Origin of the sequence: Myxococcus qinghaiensis (assembly GCF_024198215.1) — a bacterium.
Classification (GTDB): Bacteria; Myxococcota; Myxococcia; order Myxococcales; family Myxococcaceae; genus Myxococcus; species Myxococcus qinghaiensis.
The window spans coordinates 38,969-61,322 of the sequence record NZ_JAKCFA010000014.1 but is presented as its reverse complement, the minus strand read 5'-3'; the positions used below and the strand labels follow the sequence as shown (position 1 = coordinate 61,322).

Here is a 22,354-nt window from a genome sequence, read left to right as displayed (position 1 = left end):
CGTGCATGACGTCGATGTGGTGATTGTGGGGGGCGGCCCCGCGGGCTGCGCCACGGCGGCGGCGCTCGCCGACCTGGGGCTGTCCGTGCTGCTGGTGGACGCGGGCGTGGACCGCCACAAGCAACTCTCGGGGGAGCTGCTTCACCCCGCGGGAGTGCGGGCCTTGCGCGGGCTCGGTTTCGGCGACGTCGTGGACGCCTGGCCGGCGCAGCCCGTTCATGGCTTCGCGGTCGTCTTCTCCTCCCCCGCGCGCACCGTCCTGCTGCCTTATGGGCATGGCGACACCGGCCTGTCGCTCGAGCACGCCACGCTGACGCTTCCCCTGCTGGAAGCAGTGGCCCGGCGACCGGGCGTCACCCTGCTGACCCGCGCCCGCGTGACGGCCGTGGAGCACAACGACGCGAGCGGCGTGCGGCTGCGCTTCGCCCATGAAGGCGTCGAGCACACGGTGAGCGCCCGGCTGCTGGTGGCGGCGGACGGACGCGCGTCGCCCGTGCGGCGGATGCTGGGCATCGCCGAGCACTTCACGCGCATCTCCACCATGCTGGGCCTCACCGTGGACAGCGCCTGCCTGCCATACCCCGACCATGGGCACCAGTTCGTGGGGGGGCCGCTGCACACGCTGGCCTATCCCATCCAGGCCGGGGTGGCGCGGGTGATGGTGGACCTGCCCTTGGGCAGCACCGCCGGGATGCTGAAGGAGCGGCCGGAGTTGCTGCGCACGCTGCCCTCCGCGCTGAGGTCCGAGGTCCGTCGGGCGCTGGCGGAGGACCGGACACCGCGCATGACCTCCAATGACGACCGCCTCTCGGCGCGGGTGCACGTGGGGAGCGCCGTGCTGGTGGGCGATGCCGCGTCGTGCTGCCACCCGCTCACCGGCAGCGGCATGACCTCGTGCTTCCACGACGCGCGCGCGCTCCAGGACGCGCTGCGCCTCCACCGGGAAGACCTCCCCCTCGCGCTGGAGCGCTATGCGAGTGCGCGGCGTCCTGCCCAGCGCACCCGCGTCGCGCTCGCCTCCGCGCTCTACGAGGCCTGCGCCGGACAGGACGAGGGCATGCGCGCGCTGCGCCAGGGGATGCTGCACTACTGGGAGCACAGCCCGCGCGGAGCCAGCGCCTCCATGGCCCTGCTCGCGTCCGAGGAGTCGCGGATGCGGGTGATGACGCGTGAGTACCTCTGCGTCGTCGGCCATGCCCTGGTGGGCATCCGCCCGTCGCGCCGGCAGCCGGTGGGGCTCCGGGCCGCCGTGCCGCTGCTGCGCTCGGTCGGGCCGCCCCTGCGAGATGCCGTGTCGACCACGATGGAGCAGATGGGGAACTGGTGGCATTGTCGCGTCGGCCGTCCTGTCTACACGCTCGCCTGCTCGGGCAGGGCCTCACCCAAACGCGCCTTGGCATCCAGCTGATAGCTCCGGCCGCGCCAGTCCACCTCGCGCGACAGCCGCGCCGACAGCGCCACGCCCGCGCCCAGCAGCGGCAGCACCGCGGGCACCCAGTAGTGTCGGGGGGAGATGCGCGGCCCGTTGCATTCCCGCTGGAGCCGGAGCTGGCTCCACACGGAGAAGCCGATGGGCAATGACGCCACGGCCGCGTGCCCCCACTTCCTCCGCGTGACGGCCGCCACCAGCCCTCCCCACGCGAGCCAGCCCATCACCCCGCGCACCCAGTTGGGACGCGCGAAGTTCCAGGGGAGGCCCGCCTCCGAGAAGAGCACCCACCGCCGGAAGATGCGCAGGAAGGAGCGCAGCTCCAGCTGTCCCGTGACGATGCGCAGGGGGGTGTGGATGACGCGGTTCTTCCACCCCGCCTCGTGCAGCCGGCGCCCCAGGTACATGTCATCGACGAACTGACCCGCGGCGCAGCCCACGCCGCCAATGTCCGTGAGCGCCTCCCGGCGGAACACCATCAACTGCCCCATGATGAAGGGCAGGGCACCGTCGGGCCCGGCCGCGCGCGCCACCGACGAGCCGTACCAGGCATTCACCAGGAGCCCGTAGCCCACGTCTCCCGCGAGGGGCGCCTCCGCCGCCGCGTAGATGGGGGCGAACGTCGCGCCCGTCCGCTCATCCTCCAGCAGCGCGCTCACCAGCGCGGTGAGCACCCCGGGCGCGGGCCGCGTGTCGGAGTCGCTGAAGGCCAGGAGCGTGCCTCGGGCGCGTGCCACGCCCATTTGCATGGCATTGAGCTTTCCCGTCAGGCCGCGCGGAGGCTCTCCCGCCACGAGCAGCTCCACCCGCTTCGCGCGCGTCGGCCAGGCGCCAAGCTCCTCCCGGGTGACGGCGAACGCGGGGTCCTCCTCGCTGTCGAAGACGAAGAGCACCTCCCACTCACCGGGATAGTCCAGGTCGAGCAGCGCGCGGACGTTCTGCCGCGCCTCCACGTCCAGGCCCCGGATGGGGCGGATGACCGTCACCGAGGGCGGCTCGAACTTCCTCGGGGCCGGGACAGGACGCCGTCGCAGGCCCGCCATCAGTCCCCGGTGTCCTTGGGCCAGCACGCCGAGCGCCGCCGCCCCCGCCGCCACCCACGCCACGTCCCGCGTGTTCATGGCCGCACCTCCGTCCTTTCGTCCTGGGCCGGCTGAGCCGGTCGAGCCGGCGGGTGCCCATGGTGTCCGGGTCCCCACCAGTTCAGGTCTCCCATCAGGCGCATCATCGCGGGGACGATGAGCACGCGGACCAGCGTAGCATCCAGCGCCACCGCGATGGCCATGCCCAGCCCCATCGCCTTCACCACCACCACCGACGCCAGCGCGAACGCCGCGAAGACGGCCACCATGATGGCCGCCGCGCTGGTGATGAGGCCTCCCGTCTGCTCCAGTCCTTCGGCCACCGCGTGCGTGTTGTCACCCGTGCGCAGCCACTCCTCGCGGATGCGGCTGAGCAGCAGCACCTCATAGTCCATGGACAGGCCGAACAAGGCGCAGAACAGCAGGATGGGGAGCGACGGCTCGATGGGCCCCGGCTCGAAGCGCAAGAGCCGGTGCAGGTGTCCTTCCTGAAAAATCCAGACGAGGGCCCCGAACGAGCCCGCCAGCGAGAGCAGGTTCATCAGCAACGCCTTCAGGGGCAGCACCACGGAGCGCAGGAGCACGAAGAGGACGATGCACGTCATCCCCATCACGAAGCCCACGGCGGCGGGGGTGTAGCGCTTCAGGAAGGCCGTTGCGTCCACGTCCGTGGCCGTCTGCCCTCCCACGAGCAGCTTCCCGTCCCCCACCGAGCGCTCCTCGCGCAGCGTCCGGACCAGCTCGCGCGCCTCCTTGCTGCTGGGATGCGCGGACGTCAGCACTTGGAGCACCGCCACGTTGCCCGTGAGGTACGCATCCCGCGCGACGCGCAGCTCGGGAGGCAGCATCTCCGGAGGCGCGGCGGCCAGTTGCTGATACGCGGCCTTGTCCATGCCGGGCGCCAGGTCCACCGCGCTCTCCACGCCCACCACGCCGGGCAGCGCCGCCATCCTCCGGCTCGCGTCGAAGAGGGCGGCGGCCCGCTGGGGGGTGAAGGGTTCTCCCGAGGGAAACTCCACCGCCACCAGCACCCTCGTGGCGGCCTCGCGCGGGAACAAGCGGGCCAGCGTCTCCGCGCCCCGGCGGGCCTCCGTGTCGGGGGGCAGCGCGGTGATGTCCGTGGCGGCCAGCTCCAGGCGCCGGAACGGCAGCCCCATGGCCAAGAGGAGCGTGAGCGTGGGCAGCAGCACGAGCCAGGGATGTTTCATCACCCACCGGGCCAACGCGTGCCACAGGCCGCTGCGCCCCGTGGCGCGTCCGAAGGGCAGCCGGCCCTTGTCCACCCGGGGCCCGAGCCACGAGAGCAGCGCGGGCAGCACGGTGAGGGCGAAGAGCACCGCGAAGGCCACGACGAGCGCGCCGCCCAGGCCCATGGCGCTCAGATATGAGCCGCGAAAGAAGAGCAGCCCCGCCAGGCCCACCGTGACGGCCAGGCCGGAGAACGCCACCGCGCGCCCCGCGGTGTCCAGAGTGCGCGTCAGGGCCTGCTCCGTCGACAGGCCTTGCGCCAGCTCGCCCCGGAAGCGGCTCACGATGAAGAGTGAGTAGTCGATGGCCACGCCCAGCCCGATGAGCGACACCACGTTGAGCGTGTACTGCGCCATGTTGGTGACGCGCGAGAGCAGCAGCACCCCCGCCACGCCGCAGAGCACGGCGAGCCCGCCCACCACCAGCGGCAGCATGGCGGCCACCACCGTGCGGAACACCCAGAGCAACACCAGCAGCGCCAGCGGGAAGGAGATGAGCTCCGCGCGCAGCAGGTCGTGCTCCAGCAGCTGGTTGAGCGCGGCGAGGAAGGCCACCTTGCCCGTCAGCGTGGTGTCGAGTCGCGGGTCCTCCAGGGCGGCGCTCACGGCGGGAAACGCGGCGGTGGCCTCTCGCTCGCCGCCCTTCAGGCGCACCAGGGCCAGCAGGTCGTGGCCCGTGCGAGACACGAAGCGGGCGCGGAACTCCGCGGGCGCGTCCACCGGCGACACCACGGCTTCGACCTCCGGCAGTCTCCGCACACGTGCGAGCACGTCCGCCACGGCCTGGGTGAAGCGCGGCTCGTCCGTCTTCCAGGTGTCGTGGTGGAAGATGACCGCCAGCGTCTGGTCCGTCGAGCCCGCGGCGGCGGGCCGGGCCAGCGCCTCCGCGCGCGCGGCCTCGATTCCGTCGATGGTGCCGGTGGTGAGGTGTCCTCCCTGGAGCAGCACCCAGATGGCCAGGGCCAGGAACACGACGGCGCCCCCCAGCACCCTGCTCCGGTGCCGATGCACGCCCCGGGCGAGCCGGGCGAACAGGGAGGGTGACGCCGTCGCGTTGCTCATGGCGCGGGGACTTCCTGGAAGGATGCGAGGATTTCCCGCGCCGTATCGACCTTGACGTTGCCGCGCTCCACCAGCAGCAGCGCCACCCGCTCCACGTCCACGCCGCGCGCGCCCGCCGTCACCGCGACACAGCGGGCATGCAGCGCCATGTGCCCCTTCTGGATGCCCACCGAGCCCAGCGCGCGCACCGCCGCGAAGTTCTGCGCCAGCCCCACCGCCGCGAACACCATGGCCAGTTGGCGCACGTTGTCGACGTGCAGGAGCTTGAGCCCGAGCTGCGCGCCGGGATGTATCTTGATGGGGCCGCCCACCAGGCCCAGCGCGAGCGGCAGCTCGATGCGGCCCACCAGGTGCCCCTGCTCCAGCGTCCAGCGGGACAGCGGCCCGTAGCGACCATGCCGGCAGGCGTACGCGTGCGCGCCGGCTTCAATCGCGCGCCAGTCCTGGCCCGTGGCGATGGCCACCGCGTCGATTCCATTCATCACGCCCTTGTTGTGCGTGGCCGCGCGGTAGGGGTCCGCCTCCGCGAAGCGGCTCGTCTGGAGGATGCCCTCGGCGATGTCCTCGCCGGGCAGGCCGAAGTCCGCCAGCGCCTCCAGGGGAATGCGGCAGGAGGCCCGAGCCAGTCGCTGGTCGGCGAGGTTGGACAGGATGCGCGCGAAGACCCGTCCCCCCGTGAGCTGCTCGATGAGCGGCGCGATGCCCTCCGCCATGGTGTTGATGAGGTTGGCGCCCATGGCCTCCTGCGTGTCCACCAGCAGGTGGACGACGAAGACGGGCTCACCGTGGGGCCCTTCCGGCGCGGGGAGGATGCGCACCTGCACGTCGCGAGCTCCTCCGCCCCGCTGCTCCAGCGCGGGGTGGAAGCTGTTGGCGAGCGTGAGGATCTGCTCCCGGCCCGCCAGCACTCGCGAGCGGGCGACCTCCGGCTTGCCGTAGCGGGTGAGCTGCACCTGTCCAATCATCATCGAGGCATCCGCGTCCGCGGTGAACCCGCCGGCCTCGCGCACCAGCTTCGCGGCGAAGGACACCGCGGCCACGACGGACGGCTCCTCCACGACCATGGGCACCAGGTGGTCACGCCCGTTGACGGTGAGGTTCAACCCCAGGCCCAGCGGCAGGGAGAACACGCCCACCGCGTTTTCGATCATCTGGTTGACGATGTCGAAGGTCGGTGCGCCCTGCGGCGTGAGCGCCCGCAGCTCCTCCGCCGTGACGTCTCCGCGCAGCGCCAGCTCCATCCAGCGCTCTTCCACCCTGCGGCGGTGGAACCCTGGCATGCGGGAGCACCGGGTGCCCGGCTCGAATTGAGAAAAGCCCTCGTCCACCCCTTCCGACATGCACGCCCCCCATGACTCCGCTCATCAATCACCATGGGAACTGGTGACGACGGACGGAGTTGGGCAGGGGCCCTGGGGCTTTCGGCCCGGGCGGGGTCCACGAGCGGACGGCGCGGACCGAGACCGTGGACCTCCGGAACATTCCGCCGCGTGCCCGCCCCTCCCTCGGGTACGAGCGGCGTGCTCAGTGGGCGAGCATCAGCCACAGGCCCACCAGCAGCATCCAGCCGAACACGAGCGCCTCCACCGTTCGCTGAATCAGCCCGCGCACGGGGGACTCGAAGGACAGCGCGACCATGCCCAGGAGGACGAGCTTGCCCACCGCGCCCGTCGGTGTGGAGAGGGACGCCAGCGCGGGCAGGTCCTCGAACACGCGCTGCAGCTCGGTGAGGCCGCCGCCCGCGCCGAAGTAGCCCAGGCCGGCGACCAGGTTGTGCATCTGGTTCTTCCACGTGCCCCAGAATGGCGCGCCCTCGTCGCAGGGGAACACCGCCGCGCCCACGTAGCTGACGCCCAGGAGCGACAGCAGCACCAGCCCGGTGATGGATTCACCCTCCGACGCGAGCCGCGCGTTCAGCACGGCGGCGAAGCCCATGACAGCGAGCCCCGCGGGCGCGAAGCCGAGCCACGCCACCCGCTTCGCCTCGGGGGCCCCTGACGCGCCCAGCTCGCTGATGGTGTGGCGCAGGTGGCTGTAGCCGGGACGGCGTCGCGCGAACCACCACGGCGGCACGGCGGTGAGCGTCGCGGCGAGCAGCGCCGTGAGAAAGACCTGAGGGCCCATGAATCTATTCCAAGGGGGCTGGGGGCCCGGTGAAAGGGGATTCGAGCCCTGGGGGTAGACCGATGCTCGGGACATCGTCAGATTGCAGGGGCTTTCGTCATGAGGAGGATGTCATGTCGCATCGCAGCCGACTCGCGGGCTTCATCATCGATTGTGAGACCGGGGACGTGCGCACCGCCGCCACCTTCTGGAGCCAGGCGCTGGGCCTTGGCGTGGGCGAGCTCGAGGTCGAGGGCCCCGCCGAATACGTGGGCCTCCAGAACGCTCCCGCGGGGCTGAACATCGAGGTGCAGAAGGTCTCCCACCCCTCGCGTGTCCACCTGGACATCGAGGCGGATGACCAGGACGCGGAGGCCGCGCGCCTGGAAGCGCTGGGCGCCAGGCGCATCGGCTGGGTGAAGCGCTGGTGGGTGATGGAGGCGCCCACGGGCCACCGCTTCTGCATCGTGAAGATGAAGAACCCGGACCAGGGCCCGCCACCCACTGTCTGGGGCTGAGTCGCGTTGGAGCGCTCGGGGACTCAAAGCGTGCCGGCGACACTGGCGCGCAGGCGGCGGAGCCCCTCGTCGATGCCGTCCAACGTGAGCGCGCCGTAGCCCAGCACCCAGCCATGGCGCGTCGGCGTGCCGGCGAAGTAGGGGGAGAGCGCCTCCACGCCAATGCCCGCGGCCCGTGCCTGCCCGGTGAGCGTCCTCTCCAGCCGTGCGCCGCCCCGCGCGAAGGTCGCGCTCACGTGCAGGCCCGCGACGGAGGGCAGCAGGCGCAGCCCGGAGCCGAAGTAACGCGCGAGCCCTTCGGTGAGTCGCGCGTGCCGGAGTTCATACTCGCGTCGCGTCTTGCGCAGGTGACGGGTCAGCATGCCGGTGTCGATGAAGCGCGCGAGGACTGCCTGGGCGGGGAGCTGGCTGTGCGAGTCCGTCACCTGCTTCGCCAGGCCCAGCGCCCGCTGGAGTGAAGGCGGCGCGACGAGGAAGCCCAGGCGCAGCGAGGGGAGCAGCACCTTGGAGAACGAGCCGACGTAGAGCACGCGCCCGGAGCGGTCCAGGGAGTGGAGCGTCTCCAGCGGCCGGCCGCCGAAGCGGAACTCGCTGTCGTAGTCATCCTCGATGACCACCGCGTCTCGCTGGCGGGCCCAGTCGAGCAGGGCCCGTCTTCGCGCCGGTGACATCGCGATACCGAGCGGAAACTGGTGGGACGGCGTGACGTAGACGAGCCGTGCGTCGTCCGGCAGCGCGCCCACGTCGAGCCCCTCCGCGTCGACGGGCACGGGCACGACGCGCGCCCCGAGCGACTGGAACAACAGGCGGGCGGGCGGGTAGCCCGGCTCCTCCACGGCGACGCAGTCCCCGGGCTCCAGCAGGACGCGCCCGATGAGGTCGAGCGCCTGCTGGGCACCGTGGGTGATGAGCACGTCCGTGGCGTCGGCGCGCACGCCTCGGGACACGCCGATGTGGCGCGCTACGGCCTCTCTCAGCTCGGGGTGTCCGGACGGGTCCGCGTAGGCCGCAGTCATCGCCGAGGCACGGAGCTGCCTCGCCATCAGCCGGCGCCAGGCCTCGAAAGGGAACAGCGCGGCGTCGGGGATGCCGACGCGGAAGTCATGGCGGGCAGGGGGCTCGGGCGGGCGAGGGGTGGGCAGCTCGCTCCAGAGGGCGCGAGGGCGAAGCTTCACGCCGGTGGAGGCCCTGCCTCGGGGAGTGCGCTCCCGAGGCGGCGCCTGGACGAAGCTGCCGGCCCGGGTGCGTCCCGCGAGCAGGCCCTCCGCGGTGAGCCACTCGTAGGCGACGCTCACGGTGTTGCGCGACACGCCCAGCCGCCGGGCCAGCTCGCGCGTGGGCGGCATCCGCTCTCCGCCGCGCAGGCGACCGTCGAGCATCTGCGCCCGAAGGCCCCGATATATCTGCCCCGCCAGGTCCCTGCGGTCCTTGAGGTCGACGTGAAGGTCCATGCCAGGGCCGTCCATAGATTGGCCCAATGAGATTCGTCAAACCTGGACCTGTCGGAGGGCCAGGGGTGGAGCACCCTGGGGGCACTTCTCAACCGCGCCCTGGAGCCCCATGAGCCACGCCACGCCGCTGCTTGCTTCCCTCCCCGTCGACCCCGAGCGCATGTCCTGGGTGCCGATGGGCCCGCCCGGCCTCTCCTTCAAGCCGCTGCGCTTCTTCAAGGATGACGCCGGCTGGATGTACCTCTTCCGGCTGGAGCCCGGCACCGTCATTCCCCGCCACCGGCACACGGGAGAGGTGCACGCCTTCAACCTCTCGGGGAAGCGCGAGCTGCTCGACACCGGCGACGTGGTGGGGCCTGGCGGCTACGTCTACGAGCCCGCGGGCAACACCGACAGCTGGCGGGTCATCGGTGAGGAACCGGTGGTGATTCTCATCAACGTGCGGGGCGCGGTCGAGTACCTGGACGCCGAGGGCCGCGTCACCCGGAGCGTCGGCTCCGCGGCCCGGCTGGAGACATACCGACAGTGGTGCGAGGCGAACGGCGCGGAGTTCCTGGCCACCCTGGAGTGAAGCGCTCAGTGGCGGACCTGGGCATTCACCGTGTCCAGCACCTCGCCGCCCTCGCCGGAGAAGACGAGCTTGGTCATCGCCAGGGCGAAGCCCGCCACCTGCTTCGCGGTGATTCGAGGCGGCATGGAGAGCGCGTGCGGGTCCGTGACGACGTCGACCAGGGCGGGCCCCGGGTGGGAGAGGGCGCGCTCGAAGGCGCCGCGCACGTCACCGGGGGCCTCCACGCGCTGTCCCATGACGCCCATGGCCTCCGCCAGCTTCGCGAAGTTCGGGTTCACCAGGTCCGTCTCCGTGTCCGGATAGCCCGACACCTGCATCTCCAGCTTCACCATGCCCAGCGAGCTGTTGTTGAAGATGACGACCTTCACGGGCAGGTCGTACTGCGCCAGGGTGAGGAAGTCGCCCATCAGCATGGAGAAGCCGCCGTCTCCGGACATGGAGATGACCTGCCGGTCCGGGTACAGGAGCTGTGCGCCAATGGCCTGCGGCAGCGCGTTGGCCATGGAGCCGTGCGTGAAGGAGCCGATGATGCGCCGCTCGGCCGTCGCGCGCAGGTAGCGGGCGGACCACACGTTGCACATGCCCGTGTCCACGGTGAAGACGGCGTTGTCGGCGGCCACCTCGTCGAGCATGGCGGCGACGAACTCCGGATGCAGCGGCCGGTGCGAGCCGACGTTGCGCACGTGGGAGTCCAGCTTGTGCCGCGCCTTGGCCAGCTCCTCCAGGGCGTTCTCCAGGTGTCGGCGGTCCTCCTTCTGCTCCAGCCGGGGCAACAGGGCGCGCAGCGTCTCCCGGACGTCGCCGCAGACGCCCAGGTCCAGGCGCGAGCGGCGTCCCAGGTGCTCCGGCCGCACGTCCACCTGGGCAATCTGGGGCTTCACGGGCATGAACGCGTCGTAGGGGAAGTCCGTGCCCAGCAGGAGCAGGACGTCGCACGCGTGCATGGCTTCATACGCGGCGCCGTAGCCGAGCAGGCCCGTCATGCCCACGTCGTAGGGGTTGTCGTACGCCACCCACTCCTTGCCCCGGTATGCATGGCCGACGGGGGCCTGGAGCGCCTTGGCCAGCGCGAGCACCTCCGCGTGGGCGCCCTTGCAGCCGCTGCCGCAGAACACCGTCACCCGCGAGGCGGAGTTGAGCAGCTCGGCGAGCTTGTCCAGCTCCGCGTCGACGGGGCGCACCACGGGGGGCACGGTGGAGAAGGTGGAGGGGACGTCGTCACCGGCGTCGAGCGCCGCGATGTCTCCGGGAAGCACCACGGCGGACACGCCGCCTTTCGCCAGCGCCGTCTGCGCCGCGAGCCGGAACAGGCGAGGGGTCTGCTTCGGGTTGGAGACCATCTCGCAGAAGTGGCTGCACTCGCGGAAGAGCAGCTCCGGGTGCGTCTCCTGGAAGTAGGAGGTGCCAATCTGGTCGCTGGGGATGTGTGAGACGAGCGCCAGCACGGGGGCGTAGCTGCGGTGGGCGTCATAGAGCCCGTTGATGAGGTGCAGGTGGCCCGGGCCGCAGCTCCCCGCACACACCGCGAGCTTGCCGCTGAGCTGCGCTTCGGCGGAGGCGGCGAAGGCCCCGGACTCCTCGTGCCGGACGTGGACCCAGCGCAGCTTGCCCTGGCTGCGGCGCACGGCGTCGGTGATGGGATTGAGGCTGTCGCCGACGACGCCGTAGATGCGCTCGGCACCCGCGTCGATGAGCGTCTGGACGAGCGCATCCGCCACACTGGAGTGACTCATGGGGATGAAGCTGGGCGGCGCCAGGCCTCCAGACAACCCGAGCCAGCGAGGAGGCAGGCGCTCTGCTGGTCGCCCCGGACGCGGGAGGGAAGCCCGCGTCCATACGACGCCAGGGCCTACTCGTAACAGCTGCTCGCGATTTCGCGCAGCTCGACGATGCCCCACTCGCTGGCGGGACACGCGTGGGCATATTCCAGGGCCTCGTCGCGCGTCTTGCAGTTGAGGAGGAAGAAGCCGCCGATGATTTCCTTCGACTCGGTGAAGGGGCCGTCGCTCACCGTGCGCTTGCCGCCGTGGTTCTCGATGCGTACCGCGTTGTCGTCGGACTTGAGCGCCTCGCCCGTGATGAGCACGCCCTGGGTCCGGAGCTTCTCCTGGAAGGCCATCATCCGAGCGTAGGCGGCCTGGCCCTCTTCCAGTGGCCGGGCCTGGCGCTTCCCCGGGGCCTCCATCATCAGCAGCATGAATGACATCGCGCTCCCTCCTTTTGAGAGCCGCGACTCTACGCCAGCCCCGTGACATGCCGTCGAGCCACCGCGGGGGGGGTTGCTCGCTCTCCAGCGCTTCGCCGCCAGTCGCACGGTGCGTTTTTCATTCGGGCGGACCGGCCCGCATTTCCTTGTCCGGTATCCGACGGGGGTGGACCGCCGTCGCACCATGGGTGAGAGAAGACCGCGCGACACGCAGGGTGTGCCTCGGTGGTTGACCGCGCGCGTCGGAGAGGGGAGCTTCCGGGGCGATGAGCGCTGGCCCCGACCTCTTCTCCGCCTCCGTCGACGTGAATCGCTTCGCTCCCCTCGCGGAGCGGATGCGGCCACGCACGCCCGATGAGTTCATCGGCCAGTCCCACCTGCTGGGCCCCGGAGGACCGCTGCGGCGGCTGATGGAGCGCAAGCAGATTGTCTCCTCGCTGTTCTGGGGACCGCCCGGCGTGGGCAAGACGACGCTGGCGCGCATGCTGGCCTCCAGCGTCGACGCGGAGCTGGTCATCCTGTCGGCCGTGTCGGACGGCATTCCGCGCATCCGCGAGGTCGTGGCGGAGGCCGAGCGCGCGCGCAACCAGTACTCGCGCCGCACGGTGCTCTTCGTCGACGAAATCCACCGCTGGGCGAAGAACGTTCAGGAGCAGGCGCTGCCGCACGTGGAGAGCGGCCTGTTCGTCCTGCTGGGCGCGACGACGGAGAACGTCAGCTTCGAGGTGCGCCCCGCGCTCGTCAGCCGGTGTCGTGTCTTCCAGCTCCAGGAGCTGACGCTCGCGGACATCCAGGGCGCGCTCCAGCGGGCGCTCACCGACGAGAAGCGCGGGCTGGGCAAGCGCAGGCTGGCGGTGGGCGAGGACGCGCTCGCGCTGCTGGCCCGGGGCGGGGCAGGGGACGTGCGCAAGGCGCTGGGCGCGCTGGAGATGGCCGCGGGGCTGACGGCGGACGGCGGCGAAATCACCCTGGACACCGCGCGCGAGGCGGTGGGCACGGGGCTCTCACGGCACGACAAGGACGGAGACCAGCACTACGACTTGCTGAGCGCGCTCCAGAAGTCCTGCCGGGGCTCCAACGCGCAGGGCGCCATCTTCTGGGCGGCGAAGCTGCTGCAGACCGGAGACGTGGTGTCGCTGTGGCGCAGGCTCAAGGTCATCGCCGTGGAGGACGTGGGCATGGCGATGCCGGAGGCCATCACCATCGTCCGCGCGTGCGAGGAGGGCTTCCACTCCACGGGCATGCCGGAGGGGCGGCTGTTCGTCGCGCATGCCGTCGTCCTGCTGGCCACCGCGCGCAAGAGCAACCGCGCCTATGCCGCGATGAACGCCGCGCTCGCCGCGCTGGAGGAGCACCCCAACGCGGCGCCGCCGTTGCCGTTGCGCAACGCGCCCACGGACCTGATGAAGGAGCTGGGGCACGGCAAGGGCTACACGCCGCCCTGGGACTTCAAGGACCACTACGCCCCGGGGCAGACGTACCTGCCCCCGCCGCTGGAGCGCTCCGTCTTCTACCGCCCGAGCAAGGAGGGCTACGAGGCGGAGATCCACGAGCGCATGAGCCACTGGTGGCGCGAGGACAAGGCCAGCCGGGACGAGTAGTCACCCCACGTGCTTGTCGGACTCGCTCGTCCGCATGTCGGGGCCGGTGGGCGAGGCCGGTCGCAGGCTTGCGGAAGTCAACGGGAAGCTTGTCCGTGTGGGCACCCCTCGCAACCCACGGCACAGTGTGGCCGTTGAGCACCTGTCGGCCCCGTGTGCGTTCTCTTCACGCGGGCGCGGGCTGTCCTTGCATCGCCGGACGAGGGTGCTCTATTCCGCCGCGTGACGGTCTCCGAGAAACATCGTGCCATCGAAGCGGTCTGGCGAATCGAGTCCGCGCGGCTCATCGCCGGTCTGGCGCGCATGGTGCGCGACGTCGGGCTCGCCGAAGAGTTCGCGCAGGACGCGCTGGTCGCCGCGCTGGAGCGCTGGCCCACGGCGGGCATCCCGGACAACCCGGGTGCGTGGTTGATGGCCACCGCCAAGCGGCGCGCCATCGATGAGCTTCGCCGGGGCAAGCGCGTCGAGCGCAAGCACGAGGAGCTGGGCCACGAACTGGAGTCGGACCAGGAGTACGGCGCGCCGGACCTGGACGCGGCGCTCGACAACGAGGTGGGCGACGACCTGCTGCGCCTGATGTTCATCGCCTGCCACCCCATCCTGTCGACGGAGGCTCGCGTCGCGCTCACCTTGCGGCTGCTCGGAGGCCTGACGACAGAGGAGATCGCGCGCGCCTTCCTGGTGCCGTCCACCACCGTCGCCCAGCGCATCGTCCGGGCGAAGCGCACGCTCTCCGAGGAGAAGGTGCCTTTCGAGCTGCCTCGGGGCGAGGAGCTCGCGGTCCGTCTGTCGTCGGTGCTGGAGGTCATCTACCTGGTCTTCAACGAGGGCTACTCCGCGACGGCGGGCGACGACTGGATGCGGCCGGAGCTGTGCGCGGACGCGCTGCGACTGGGGCGCATCCTCGCGGAGCTCGCGTCCCAGGAGCCGGAGGTCCACGGGCTCGTCGCGCTGATGGAGATTCAAGCGTCGCGCTCGCGGGCCCGGGTGGGGCCCAATGGCCAGCCCGTGCTGCTGCTCGAGCAGAACCGCGCGCTCTGGGACCAGCTCCTCATCCGCCGCGGGCTCGCGGCGCTGGAGCGCGCGGAGAAGCTGGGGGGGGCGCAGGGGCCGTATGCGCTGCAGGCCGCTCTCGCCGCGTGTCATGCCCGGGCGCGCCAGCCGGAGGACACGGACTGGGCGCGCATCGCGTCGCTGTACGCGGTGCTCGGGCGGCTCACCCCGTCGCCCATCGTGGAGCTGAACCGCGCGGTGGCGCTGTCGATGGCGTACGGCCCCGCCGCCGGACTGGCGGTGGTGGACACGCTGACCTCGGAGCCCTCGCTCGCCCACTATCACCTGCTGCCCAGCGTGCGCGGAGACCTGCTGCGCAAGCTGGGCCGCTTCGACGAGGCCCGGAAGGAGTTCGAGCGGGCGGCCACGCTCACGCGCAACGCGCGCGAACAGGCCCTGCTCCTGGAGCGCGCCGCCGCCTGCGCTCGCAAGGAGGCGTGAGCGCCAGGACGCGTAGTCTCGCGGCAATCTTCCGCGACACCTGGAGCCGAAGCGTTGACCGGCGTGCGCAAGCCGCCGTGCGTCCCGGGTGATGCCGCTCCAGCGGTGGCTGTCGGGGGAGTTGGACTACCCTGCGCGCATGTGCCGGAACATCAAGCCCCTGTTCAACTTCTCGCCCCCCGCCACGGATGACGACATCCGCGCGGCGGCCTTGCAGTTCGTCCGGAAGATCGCCGGGACGCGCAAGCCGTCCAAGCAGAACGCGGACGCGTTCGAGGTCGCCGTCGAGGACATCTTCCGCAGCTCGAAGCGGATGCTGGACGGGCTGGTGGCGACGACGCCCCCGCGAGACAGGGTGCGGTTCGAGGCACTGAAGAAGCTGCGCTACAAGAAGGCCGACGCCGGCTGAAGTCCCGCGCCGCCTTCGAGCAAGCGCTGACCGACTGTTCCCACGCAGTGCACACGACGCATGCGGCCGAGGCTGGCCCTTGCGTCCTGAGGTCGTCCGATGAAGCGGTCCTCGTGGTGGTCCGTGGTGGTTGTCGCCTCGTTGCTCGAAGTGGGTTGTGGAAGCGGGAGTCCGGAGGCGCCCGACGTTGGCGCGCCCGCGAGTGCCACCGGGGCGCTCGCATGCAACACGCGCATCACCTACGGAGACCGGTGGATTCATTCCGCGGGTCACCCCGGCTATGACGTCGCCGCGGACCTGGTGACGTGGGATGGCGTCTGCGTCAACGAGGGCACCAACTCCTACGCCGTGCTCTCCAACGGCTGGAAGCCGTACTTCACGGGCCACAACGGCTGTGTGATGGCGCTCGACACCACCTGTCCCGGCGCGGGGGCCTGCGCCACGCGCGTCACGTACGGCGCCGCCTGGATGCACCCGGCGAACCACCCCGCGCAGTACGACGACGTCGGGGGCCGCGTGTATTGGGACAGGGCGTGTGTGAACGCGTCCCCCAACTCCTACGCCGTGCTGTCGAACGGCTGGGGGCCCTACTTCGCCGGCGCGAATGCGTGCGGCATGTCCTTCCGCTACACGGGCTGCGGCGGCCTGTACCAGAACCCCGTCGTCGCCGTGGACTGCGCGGACCCGGGCGTCATCCACGACGGCACCCGCTACGTGGCCGCGTGCACGTCCGGCGGCGCGGCCAGCGCCTTCCCGCTGCGCGTCTCCACGGACCTGGTGACGTGGACGGGCGCGGGCTCCATCTTCCCCTCGGGGACTCGGCCGTCATGGGCCACTGGGGACTTCTGGGCGCCGGAGATCCACCGCGTGGGCAGCCGCTTCATCGCCTACTACACGGCGCGCCACTCGGACGGGAAGCTGTCCATCGGCGCCGCCACGTCCAACAGCGCGCTGGGCCCCTTCACCGATTTGGGCAGGCCCCTCATCCACGACGCGGGCATGGGCATGATTGACGCCACGTTCTTCACGGACACCGCCGGGACGGGGTACCTGGTGTGGAAGGCGGACGGGAACGCGGTGGGCCAGCCCACGCCCATCTACGGCCAGGCGCTCTCCGCGGACGGCCTGTCGCTGGTGGGCACGCGCCGCACGCTCATCACCAACAACCTCGGCTGGGAAGGCGGCGTGGTGGAGGCGCCCTGGGTGGTGGCGCGCGGCGGTTACTACTACCTCTTTTACAGTGGTAACGCGTACTACAACAGCACCTACGCCGTGGGAGTCGCCCGGGCCACCAGCCCGCTGGGCCCGTACACCAAGGCGGGCGCGCCCATCCTCGCGACGGGCGGCGGTTGGGTGGGGCCGGGCCACAACTCCGTGGTGAACGGACCGGGCGGCGAAACGGTCATGGTCTACCACGCGTGGAACAGTGCCCACACCGCGCGGGTCATGCTCGTGGACGCCATCTCCTGGCCCAATGGCTGGCCCGCGGTGCCGGAGGCTCCCTCGGCGGGCTCGCGTCCCCGGCCCTAGCCTGGGGGCAGCCTGAGGGGGCACGGTGCACCGTGCCCCCTTTGGGCGTCAGGACATCCCGGCGGAGGTGTTGAGCGAGGCCTCGGGGGCCTCGACCTTCTGGGGCCCCAGGGCGGAGCGCTGCAGCCAGCCCGCGAGGCCCAGCAGCACGAGCCCGGACGTCCGCAGCGTGCGCAGCAGCTCCGCGGCGTATGCCCCGTCACCGGGGAGCAGCGGGGCCAGCCACACGCGCGCGTCATAGAGCAGCCACGTGGCGCCGGACATGCCCACGGCCCACCACACCCAGGCCAGCTTCCCGCCGCGCAGCATGTACGCCACGCTCAGGATGGGGGCGACCAGGAAGATGGTCATCATGTCCGCCAGCGTCGACACCGTGCCGATGACCGCCGAGGGCAGGGAGATGGCGCCGGAGACGAAGTTGCGCACCTCCGTGAGGAGCGAGGGGGTGCCCACCGCCAGCGCGGCGAGGGTCGTCACCGCCCACAGCGCCTTCGTGCGAGGGCTGGACGGAGGCTGGAGGCCGGACTGCCGGTAGGTCATCGCCAGGAGGACGAGCGCGTAGACGGTGGCGTTGTTGGCCAGCACCACGGCGACCATGCGGTAGGGCAAGAGCGGCGACGCCGTGAAGGGGACGTCCGGCACCGTGTGCAGCCAGTAGCTGCGCAGCGCCGCGCTGACCAGGGACAGGGCGGCCCCCGCGGCGAGCCCGCCCCACACCTTGCGCAGGTAGTCCCCGGAGACGAACGCGCTCGCCGCGGCGAACGTGCCGGCGACGGCGAGCAGGCCGCTCACCCAACCCGCGACGTCATGCACCAGCCCCATCCGCTCGGGCGCCGCCGTCGCGACGGCGATGAGGTGGGCCAGCTGGAGCGCGATGACGGCGCCGAACCACGGCGCGACGGAGGAGGAGCGCGCGGTAGAGGAAGCGGGGCTCATCGCGCCTTCTCCAGCGAGGTGGCGATTTCCGCGAGGATGACCTTGGCGTGCAGCGCGCCAATGAAGGTGTTGAGCATCGGCTTGAGGCCTTCGAGCAGTTGCGGGAGTTCCTGGAGGGTGACCTGCTCCGGCGGGCGCTTCAGCGCGCGCAGCGCCGCCGTGTGGATGGCCATCTTCGCGGTGAAGCCTCCGAGCAGGGGTTCGAGGTGACGCACGAGAATGTCGTGCCAGCCAGCGGGGGCGGTCTGGGAGGACGAGGTGATAATCGCGAACACTCCTGGTGAGGACTTCCAGGGTAGAGCGAATCCCCAAGACATACGAGAGGGCCGTCCGAGCCTCCCGTCGATTGGCTCCTGTTGTACCTGGATTGCAGAGAGCACCTGTCTTGAGAGTGACAACAGGTGTAGCGGGTGAGGACGCCGCGTGCTGCGCCCGGCCGCCGGATGTCCAAGCAGGCATCCGGCGGCCAATGTGCGACGGACGGACGGACGGCTCAGGCCTTGATGTAGCGCTCGAAGACGAAGCCGAAGTCCTTCACCCAGTACTTCTGCTGCGCGCCGGCGAGCCAGGCGAAGGCGGCCTGGTTGAGCTCCTTGAAGGACTCGACGATGGGCGCGGGGCCGGCCTGTCCACGGCCGAGCGTGGTGGAGGCGACCTCCAGGCTCGTCTTCGCGTGGCTGAGCGCCAGCTCGTTCTCGTGCATCAGCTCCGAGATGCGGAACAGGGCCTTGTAGAGGTCCTTCACCTGCTCCAGGTGCTTCTTGTGCACGTCGATGGAGAAGTCCCGCGCGCCCAGGCGGAACTTGATTTCGACGTCCATGTCGATGGTGCCCGCCGTCTCCAGCATCACGTTCGAGATGGGGTTGGAGCTGTACGTGAAGCGGCGCAGCATGCGCTTCTTGCTCGCGGCGCTGGTGCCGTCGAGGTGGACGAGCGCCTTGTTGGTGAAGCAGTACTCGTCGGACTTGGACTTGATGATGAAGAAGATCTTCTCCTGGTCCTCGTGCATCACATAGTCGTCGGAGTCCACCTTGTCGTAGTCCGCCGTGGCGATGACGGAACCGATATCACTGAGGCCGAGCGCGTCTGCGGCGAGCTTCCCGAACATGTCGAATCTCCTGGGTGTGGTGTGCAGCGTGGTGGAACCGCGTGGCCCATGTCGGGCCCCGGGCGAGCATAGGGGACGGCCCCGTCACAGGTCGAAGCGGATTCCCTGCGCCAGGGGCAGCGCGTCGGAGTAGTTCAGCGTGTTGGTCTGCCGCCGCATGTATGCCTTCCACGCGTCGGAGCCGGACTCGCGGCCGCCGCCGGTGTCCTTCTCGCCACCGAAGGCGCCGCCAATCTCCGCGCCGGAGGTCCCGATGTTGACGTTGGCGATGCCGCAGTCGGAGCCGGAGGCGGACAGGAACTTCTCCGCGCTCTGCAAATCCCGGGTGAACACGGACGACGACAGGCCTTGGGGCACGCCGTTCTGGAAGGCGATGGCCTCATCCAGCGTCCGGTACGGCATGACGTAGAGGATGGGCGCGAAGGTCTCCGTCTGGACCCACGCATCCGTGGGCTTCACGCCGGTGATGAGCGTGGGCTGCACGAAGTGGCCGGGGCGCTCCAGCGCCTTGCCTCCGCTGACGATGCGGGCCCCGGCCGCGCGCGCCTGCGCAACGGTCGCCTCGAAGCGCTGCACGGCGGCCTTGTCGATGAGCGGGCCCATCAGGGTGCCCGGCTCCAGCGGGTCGCCGATGCGCGTCTCCACCTGGGCATACGCGGCGGTGAGCTTCCCCAGCACGTCGTCGAAGATGGACTCGTGGACGAAGAGCCGGCGCGTGGTGGTGCAGCGCTGGCCCGCGGTGCCCACCGCGCCGAAGACGATGGCGGGAATCGCCAGCTTCAGGTCGGCGGTGGCGTCCACGATGATGGCGTTGTTGCCGCCCAATTCCAGCAGGCTCCGCCCCAGTCGCTGAGCCACGCGCACGCCCACCTGACGTCCGACGGCGGACGAGCCGGTGAAGCTCACCAGCGCGATGCGCGGGTCCTCCACCAGGCGCTCGGCGCGCGCGGTGCCCGCGGCGTTGAGCAGGAAGAAGACCTCCGGGAAGCCGCCGGCCTTCAGCGCGGCGTTGCAGATGCGCGTGGAGGCGATGGCCGTCAGCGGCGTCTTGGGGGAGGGCTTCCAGATGGACACGTCACCGCACACGGCGGCGATGAACGCGTTCCAGGACCAGACGGCGACGGGGAAGTTGAAGGCGCTGATGATGCCGACGAGGCCCAGCGGATGCCATTGCTCGTACATCCGGTGGCCCGGGCGCTCGGAGTGCATCGTCAGGCCATAGAGCATGCGCGACTGGCCCACGGCGAAGTCGGCGATGTCGATCATCTCCTGCACCTCGCCGTCGCCCTCCGCCTTCACCTTGCCCATCTCCAGCGCGACGAGCGAGCCGAGCGCGTCCTTGTGCTTGCGCAGGGCCTCGCCACACAGCCGGATGGCCTCGCCCCGTCGGGGAGCGGGCAGCGCGCGCCACGCCACGAAGGCCTGTGCGGCGGCGTGCATCAGCTTCTCCTGGTCCTCCGCGCTCGCGGACGACACGGTCGCCAGGCGCTGGCCATTGGAGGGATTGAAGACCTCCAGGGCGGGCTCGGAGGCGGAGCCGGCCCACTCGCCGTGACCGAGATAGCTGCCAGGGTTGTGCTCGGTCAGGCCGAGCGCGTCGAGGGTGGGGTGGAGCATGGGCGACTTCCTACAACGTCGGTGGCTTCCTGGCGACCGGTGGCGCGGGGGGGCGCCCCGGCTGCGTGAGCACCCAGTCCACGAAGGTCCGCGCCGCGGCCCGGAGCCGCCGGTGGGACGGGTAGACGACGAAGTAGGAGTAGCGCGTGGGCAGCGGGGGGCCCGGCAGCCGGACGAGGCTCCCGTTGGCGAGGAAGGGCTCGGAGACCTTGTCGCGCGCGAGCGCCGCGCCCAGTCCGCGCGCGGAGGCGAGCAGCGCGTTGGTGGTGTCGCTGAACTCGTGGCGGACGTCGAGCCGCGCGCCGTGCACCCCGGCGGCGCGGAACCAGTCCTGCCACGACTGCCGCGCCAGGTCTCCCACGAGCGGCAGCTTCTGGATGTCCGCCGGGGCCGACACCTGCTCGACGCCGGGCAGGTCCGGGGAGGCCACCGGGAACATGGCGTCCGGCATCAGGTGATGGGCGGTCATTCCCGGCCAGTGGCCCAGGCCATAGCGGATGCCCAGGTCGGGCCCTCCCTCGTCGAAGCGCGTCAGCGCCATCTCCGTGTCGACGCGGATGCGCACGTGCGGGTGGGCCGACGCGAAGTCCGGCAGGCGCGGCAGGAGCCAGGTGTGGGCCAGCGAGTGCATGGTGGTGAGGCGCACGCGGTGGCGCTCCTCCCGGGTGTTGCCCAACTCCCGCACCACGTCGTCGATGTCCGCCAGCGCGCCCCCCGCGGCGTCGGCGAGCTGACGGCCTTCTATCGTCAGGGACACGCCGCGCGCATGCCGCTCGAAGAGGGTGACGCCGAGCAGTCCCTCCAGCTTGCGCACGTGGTGGCTGACCGCGCTGGCCGTCAGGTGCAGCTCCTCCGCCGCATGGGCGAAGTTCTGGTGGCGCGCGGCCGCCTCGAAGGCCGCAAGGGCCGGGAGCCAGGCCGAGGGAAGGGGCATGTGAGCCTCAAATCATACTTGTGGCTGCCCTCAAAACCATGAGGTTGCGGCAGGAGGGGGCCGAGAGCAGAAAGAGGGCAGACCGGCGTCAGACTCGTGCCTTGCGTCACCACCTGGTGGACCGTCCCATGAATTCTCCCACTCTTGTCCGTCCCGTCGTTCCCACCCTGTCCGGCGCCTGGCTCACCCCGCTGGAGCTGGGGTTGCTGGGGGCCATCTGGGGCTCCTCCTTCATGTTCATGCGCATCGCAGCGCCGGACTTCGGGGCCGTTCCGCTCGTCTCGGTGCGGCTGGTGCTGGGGTCGCTGGTGCTGATGCCGTTCCTCCTGCGCCACCGTGCGGCCTTTGTCCCCTCGCTCTGGCCGAAGCTGGCGCTGGTGGGTGCGCTCAACGCGGCGGTGCCCTTCGCCCTGTTCGCCTTCGCCGCCCAGCGCGCGCCCGCGGGCATCAGCGCCATCGCCAACAGCATGACGGTGCTCTTCACCGCCCTGGTGGCCTTCCTCTTCTACGGCGAGCGCATCGGCGGACGGCGGGCGGTGGCGCTCGTCATGGGGTTCGCCGGCGTGGTGGTGCTCGCCAGCGGTAGAATCGCCGGAAGCAGCCCGGGCCTCGCGGTGGCGGCGGGCGTGTCCGCGGCCTTCTTCTACGGCGTCTCGGCGAACCTGGTGAAGCGGTACCTCACCGGCCTTCCGGCGGGTGCGGTCGCGGCCGCCACGCTGGGCTGCGCGGCGCTGCTGACGTTGCCGTTCGCCGTGGCCGCCTGGCCGTCCCAGCCCATCCGGGGCGTGTCCTGGCTGTCGGCCGTCGCGCTCGGCGTGCTCTGCACGGGGGCGGGGTATGTGCTGTATTACCGGCTCATCCAGCGCATCGGCGCGCCTCGCGCCGTCACCGTGACGTACCTGCTGCCGCTGTTCGGCGTGGCCTGGGCGTGGCTGCTGCTGGACGAGTCGGTGACGCTCACCATGGCCGTCGCGGGCGCGCTCATCCTGGGCAGCGTCGCGCTGAGCCAGCGGAAGCCCTCCTGATGGAAGGGCTCCGCCGGCCCGGTGCGGAGTG

Annotated in this window: 20 protein-coding genes; 8 read left to right on the top strand and 12 right to left on the bottom strand. The window is 70.9% G+C overall.

Annotation, left to right across the window (positions count from 1 at the left end; genetic code table 11):
* The first annotated feature begins 1 nt into the window (after position 1).
* Positions 2-1,408: an FAD-dependent monooxygenase gene (locus LZ199_RS25605; protein WP_253996380.1), complete on the top strand. Its 1,407-nt coding sequence runs from the start codon at positions 2-4 to the stop codon at positions 1,406-1,408.
* Here LZ199_RS25605 and LZ199_RS25600 read toward each other — a convergent pair.
* From LZ199_RS25600 to LZ199_RS25585, 4 genes are all read right to left on the bottom strand, one after another.
* A complete protein-coding gene (locus LZ199_RS25600) occupies positions 1,351-2,550 on the bottom strand; it encodes a glycosyltransferase (protein ID WP_253996379.1) in 1,200 nt (399 codons plus the stop codon). The two genes, LZ199_RS25605 and LZ199_RS25600, sit on opposite strands and share 58 nt — an antisense overlap.
* On the bottom strand, positions 2,547-4,820 hold the full coding sequence (locus tag LZ199_RS25595; protein WP_253996378.1) for an MMPL family transporter: 2,274 nt from the start codon (positions 4,818-4,820) through the stop codon (positions 2,547-2,549). Before LZ199_RS25595 ends, LZ199_RS25600 begins: the two co-directional genes overlap by 4 nt.
* Entirely contained in the window at positions 4,817-6,100 is a 1,284-nt protein-coding gene (locus LZ199_RS25590; RefSeq protein ID WP_253996377.1) for a hydroxymethylglutaryl-CoA reductase, degradative, read from the bottom strand. Before LZ199_RS25590 ends, LZ199_RS25595 begins: the two co-directional genes overlap by 4 nt.
* Positions 6,101-6,344: 244 nt before the next feature.
* The gene (locus LZ199_RS25585; RefSeq protein ID WP_253996376.1) at positions 6,345-6,944 is read right to left on the bottom strand and encodes a DUF998 domain-containing protein; all 600 of its coding nucleotides are present in this window, start codon (positions 6,942-6,944) and stop codon (positions 6,345-6,347) included.
* 113 nt (positions 6,945-7,057) lie between these two features.
* On the opposite strand from LZ199_RS25585, the gene LZ199_RS25580 reads away from it, so the two are divergent.
* The gene (locus LZ199_RS25580; RefSeq protein ID WP_253996375.1) at positions 7,058-7,441 is read left to right on the top strand and encodes a VOC family protein; all 384 of its coding nucleotides are present in this window, start codon (positions 7,058-7,060) and stop codon (positions 7,439-7,441) included.
* A gap of 23 nt (positions 7,442-7,464) precedes the next feature.
* On the opposite strand, the gene pdxR is transcribed toward LZ199_RS25580, so the two are convergent.
* Positions 7,465-8,892, bottom strand: a complete 1,428-nt coding sequence (gene pdxR / locus LZ199_RS25575) for a MocR-like pyridoxine biosynthesis transcription factor PdxR (RefSeq protein WP_253996374.1) — start codon at positions 8,890-8,892, stop codon at positions 7,465-7,467.
* Between the two features lie 109 nt (positions 8,893-9,001).
* Here pdxR and LZ199_RS25570 point away from each other — a divergent pair, with 109 nt between their 5' ends.
* A complete protein-coding gene (locus tag LZ199_RS25570; protein ID WP_253996373.1) occupies positions 9,002-9,463 on the top strand; it encodes a 2,4'-dihydroxyacetophenone dioxygenase family protein in 462 nt (153 codons plus the stop codon).
* 5 nt (positions 9,464-9,468) lie between these two features.
* On the opposite strand, the gene LZ199_RS25565 is transcribed toward LZ199_RS25570, so the two are convergent.
* A complete protein-coding gene (locus tag LZ199_RS25565) occupies positions 9,469-11,196 on the bottom strand; it encodes a pyruvate dehydrogenase (protein WP_253996372.1) in 1,728 nt (575 codons plus the stop codon).
* A 116-nt stretch (positions 11,197-11,312) separates the two neighbouring features.
* Positions 11,313-11,669 carry a YciI family protein gene (locus LZ199_RS25560; protein WP_253996371.1) on the bottom strand — a complete coding sequence of 119 codons (357 nt, stop codon included), beginning with the start codon at positions 11,667-11,669 and terminating at the stop codon, positions 11,313-11,315.
* A gap of 266 nt (positions 11,670-11,935) precedes the next feature.
* Here LZ199_RS25560 and LZ199_RS25555 point away from each other — a divergent pair, with 266 nt between their 5' ends.
* The 4 genes from LZ199_RS25555 (at position 11,936) to LZ199_RS25540 (ending at position 16,703) form a co-directional block, all read left to right on the top strand.
* Positions 11,936-13,270, top strand: coding sequence for a replication-associated recombination protein A (locus LZ199_RS25555; RefSeq protein ID WP_253996370.1), 1,335 nt, complete (start codon positions 11,936-11,938; stop codon positions 13,268-13,270).
* 222 nt (positions 13,271-13,492) lie between these two features.
* Positions 13,493-14,764 carry an RNA polymerase sigma factor gene (locus LZ199_RS25550; protein ID WP_253996369.1) on the top strand — a complete coding sequence of 424 codons (1,272 nt, stop codon included), beginning with the start codon at positions 13,493-13,495 and terminating at the stop codon, positions 14,762-14,764.
* Positions 14,765-14,903: 139 nt separating this feature from the next.
* Positions 14,904-15,173, top strand: coding sequence for a DUF2277 domain-containing protein (locus LZ199_RS25545; protein ID WP_253996368.1), 270 nt, complete (start codon positions 14,904-14,906; stop codon positions 15,171-15,173).
* 99 nt (positions 15,174-15,272) lie between these two features.
* Positions 15,273-16,703 carry a glycoside hydrolase family 43 protein gene (locus LZ199_RS25540; RefSeq protein WP_253996367.1) on the top strand — a complete coding sequence of 477 codons (1,431 nt, stop codon included), beginning with the start codon at positions 15,273-15,275 and terminating at the stop codon, positions 16,701-16,703.
* A 48-nt stretch (positions 16,704-16,751) separates the two neighbouring features.
* Here the strand turns inward: LZ199_RS25540 and LZ199_RS25535 are convergent, their stop codons facing one another.
* From LZ199_RS25535 to LZ199_RS25515, 5 genes are all read right to left on the bottom strand, one after another.
* Positions 16,752-17,639, bottom strand: a complete 888-nt coding sequence (locus LZ199_RS25535) for a hypothetical protein (RefSeq protein ID WP_253996366.1) — start codon at positions 17,637-17,639, stop codon at positions 16,752-16,754.
* Complete coding sequence (locus tag LZ199_RS25530) at positions 17,636-17,854, bottom strand: hypothetical protein (protein WP_141644684.1); 219 nt, start codon at positions 17,852-17,854, stop codon at positions 17,636-17,638. Before LZ199_RS25530 ends, LZ199_RS25535 begins: the two co-directional genes overlap by 4 nt.
* Positions 17,855-18,132: 278 nt before the next feature.
* The gene (locus tag LZ199_RS25525) at positions 18,133-18,747 is read right to left on the bottom strand and encodes a PH domain-containing protein (protein ID WP_163867580.1); all 615 of its coding nucleotides are present in this window, start codon (positions 18,745-18,747) and stop codon (positions 18,133-18,135) included.
* Between the two features lie 84 nt (positions 18,748-18,831).
* Entirely contained in the window at positions 18,832-20,364 is a 1,533-nt protein-coding gene (amaB, locus tag LZ199_RS25520) for an L-piperidine-6-carboxylate dehydrogenase (protein ID WP_253996365.1), read from the bottom strand.
* 10 nt (positions 20,365-20,374) lie between these two features.
* Positions 20,375-21,298, bottom strand: a complete 924-nt coding sequence (locus LZ199_RS25515; protein WP_253996364.1) for a LysR substrate-binding domain-containing protein — start codon at positions 21,296-21,298, stop codon at positions 20,375-20,377.
* A 128-nt stretch (positions 21,299-21,426) separates the two neighbouring features.
* Here LZ199_RS25515 and LZ199_RS25510 point away from each other — a divergent pair, with 128 nt between their 5' ends.
* Entirely contained in the window at positions 21,427-22,323 is an 897-nt protein-coding gene (locus LZ199_RS25510) for a DMT family transporter (RefSeq protein ID WP_253996363.1), read from the top strand.
* Positions 22,324-22,354 lie beyond the last annotated feature (31 nt).

Bases quoted from the DNA above. Each gene is read 5' to 3' on its own strand.
- LZ199_RS25585 (WP_253996376.1), bottom strand. From the start codon at position 6,944: ATGGGCCCTCAGGTCTTTCTCACGGCGCTGCTCGCCGCGACGCTCACC.
- LZ199_RS25600 (WP_253996379.1), bottom strand. From the start codon at position 2,550: ATGAACACGCGGGACGTGGCGTGGGTGGCGGCGGGGGCGGCGGCGCTC.
- pdxR (WP_253996374.1), bottom strand. From the start codon at position 8,892: ATGGACCTTCACGTCGACCTCAAGGACCGCAGGGACCTGGCGGGGCAG.
- LZ199_RS25595 (WP_253996378.1), bottom strand. From the start codon at position 4,820: ATGAGCAACGCGACGGCGTCACCCTCCCTGTTCGCCCGGCTCGCCCGG.
- LZ199_RS25560 (WP_253996371.1), bottom strand. From the start codon at position 11,669: ATGTCATTCATGCTGCTGATGATGGAGGCCCCGGGGAAGCGCCAGGCC.
- LZ199_RS25570 (WP_253996373.1), top strand. From the start codon at position 9,002: ATGAGCCACGCCACGCCGCTGCTTGCTTCCCTCCCCGTCGACCCCGAG.
- LZ199_RS25540 (WP_253996367.1), top strand. From the start codon at position 15,273: ATGAAGCGGTCCTCGTGGTGGTCCGTGGTGGTTGTCGCCTCGTTGCTC.
- LZ199_RS25515 (WP_253996364.1), bottom strand. From the start codon at position 21,298: ATGCCCCTTCCCTCGGCCTGGCTCCCGGCCCTTGCGGCCTTCGAGGCG.
- LZ199_RS25565 (WP_253996372.1), bottom strand. From the start codon at position 11,196: ATGAGTCACTCCAGTGTGGCGGATGCGCTCGTCCAGACGCTCATCGAC.
- LZ199_RS25580 (WP_253996375.1), top strand. From the start codon at position 7,058: ATGTCGCATCGCAGCCGACTCGCGGGCTTCATCATCGATTGTGAGACC.
- LZ199_RS25555 (WP_253996370.1), top strand. From the start codon at position 11,936: ATGAGCGCTGGCCCCGACCTCTTCTCCGCCTCCGTCGACGTGAATCGC.
- LZ199_RS25525 (WP_163867580.1), bottom strand. From the start codon at position 18,747: ATGTTCGGGAAGCTCGCCGCAGACGCGCTCGGCCTCAGTGATATCGGT.
- amaB (WP_253996365.1), bottom strand. From the start codon at position 20,364: ATGCTCCACCCCACCCTCGACGCGCTCGGCCTGACCGAGCACAACCCT.
- LZ199_RS25590 (WP_253996377.1), bottom strand. From the start codon at position 6,100: ATGCCAGGGTTCCACCGCCGCAGGGTGGAAGAGCGCTGGATGGAGCTG.
- LZ199_RS25535 (WP_253996366.1), bottom strand. From the start codon at position 17,639: ATGAGCCCCGCTTCCTCTACCGCGCGCTCCTCCTCCGTCGCGCCGTGG.
- LZ199_RS25545 (WP_253996368.1), top strand. From the start codon at position 14,904: ATGTGCCGGAACATCAAGCCCCTGTTCAACTTCTCGCCCCCCGCCACG.
- LZ199_RS25510 (WP_253996363.1), top strand. From the start codon at position 21,427: ATGAATTCTCCCACTCTTGTCCGTCCCGTCGTTCCCACCCTGTCCGGC.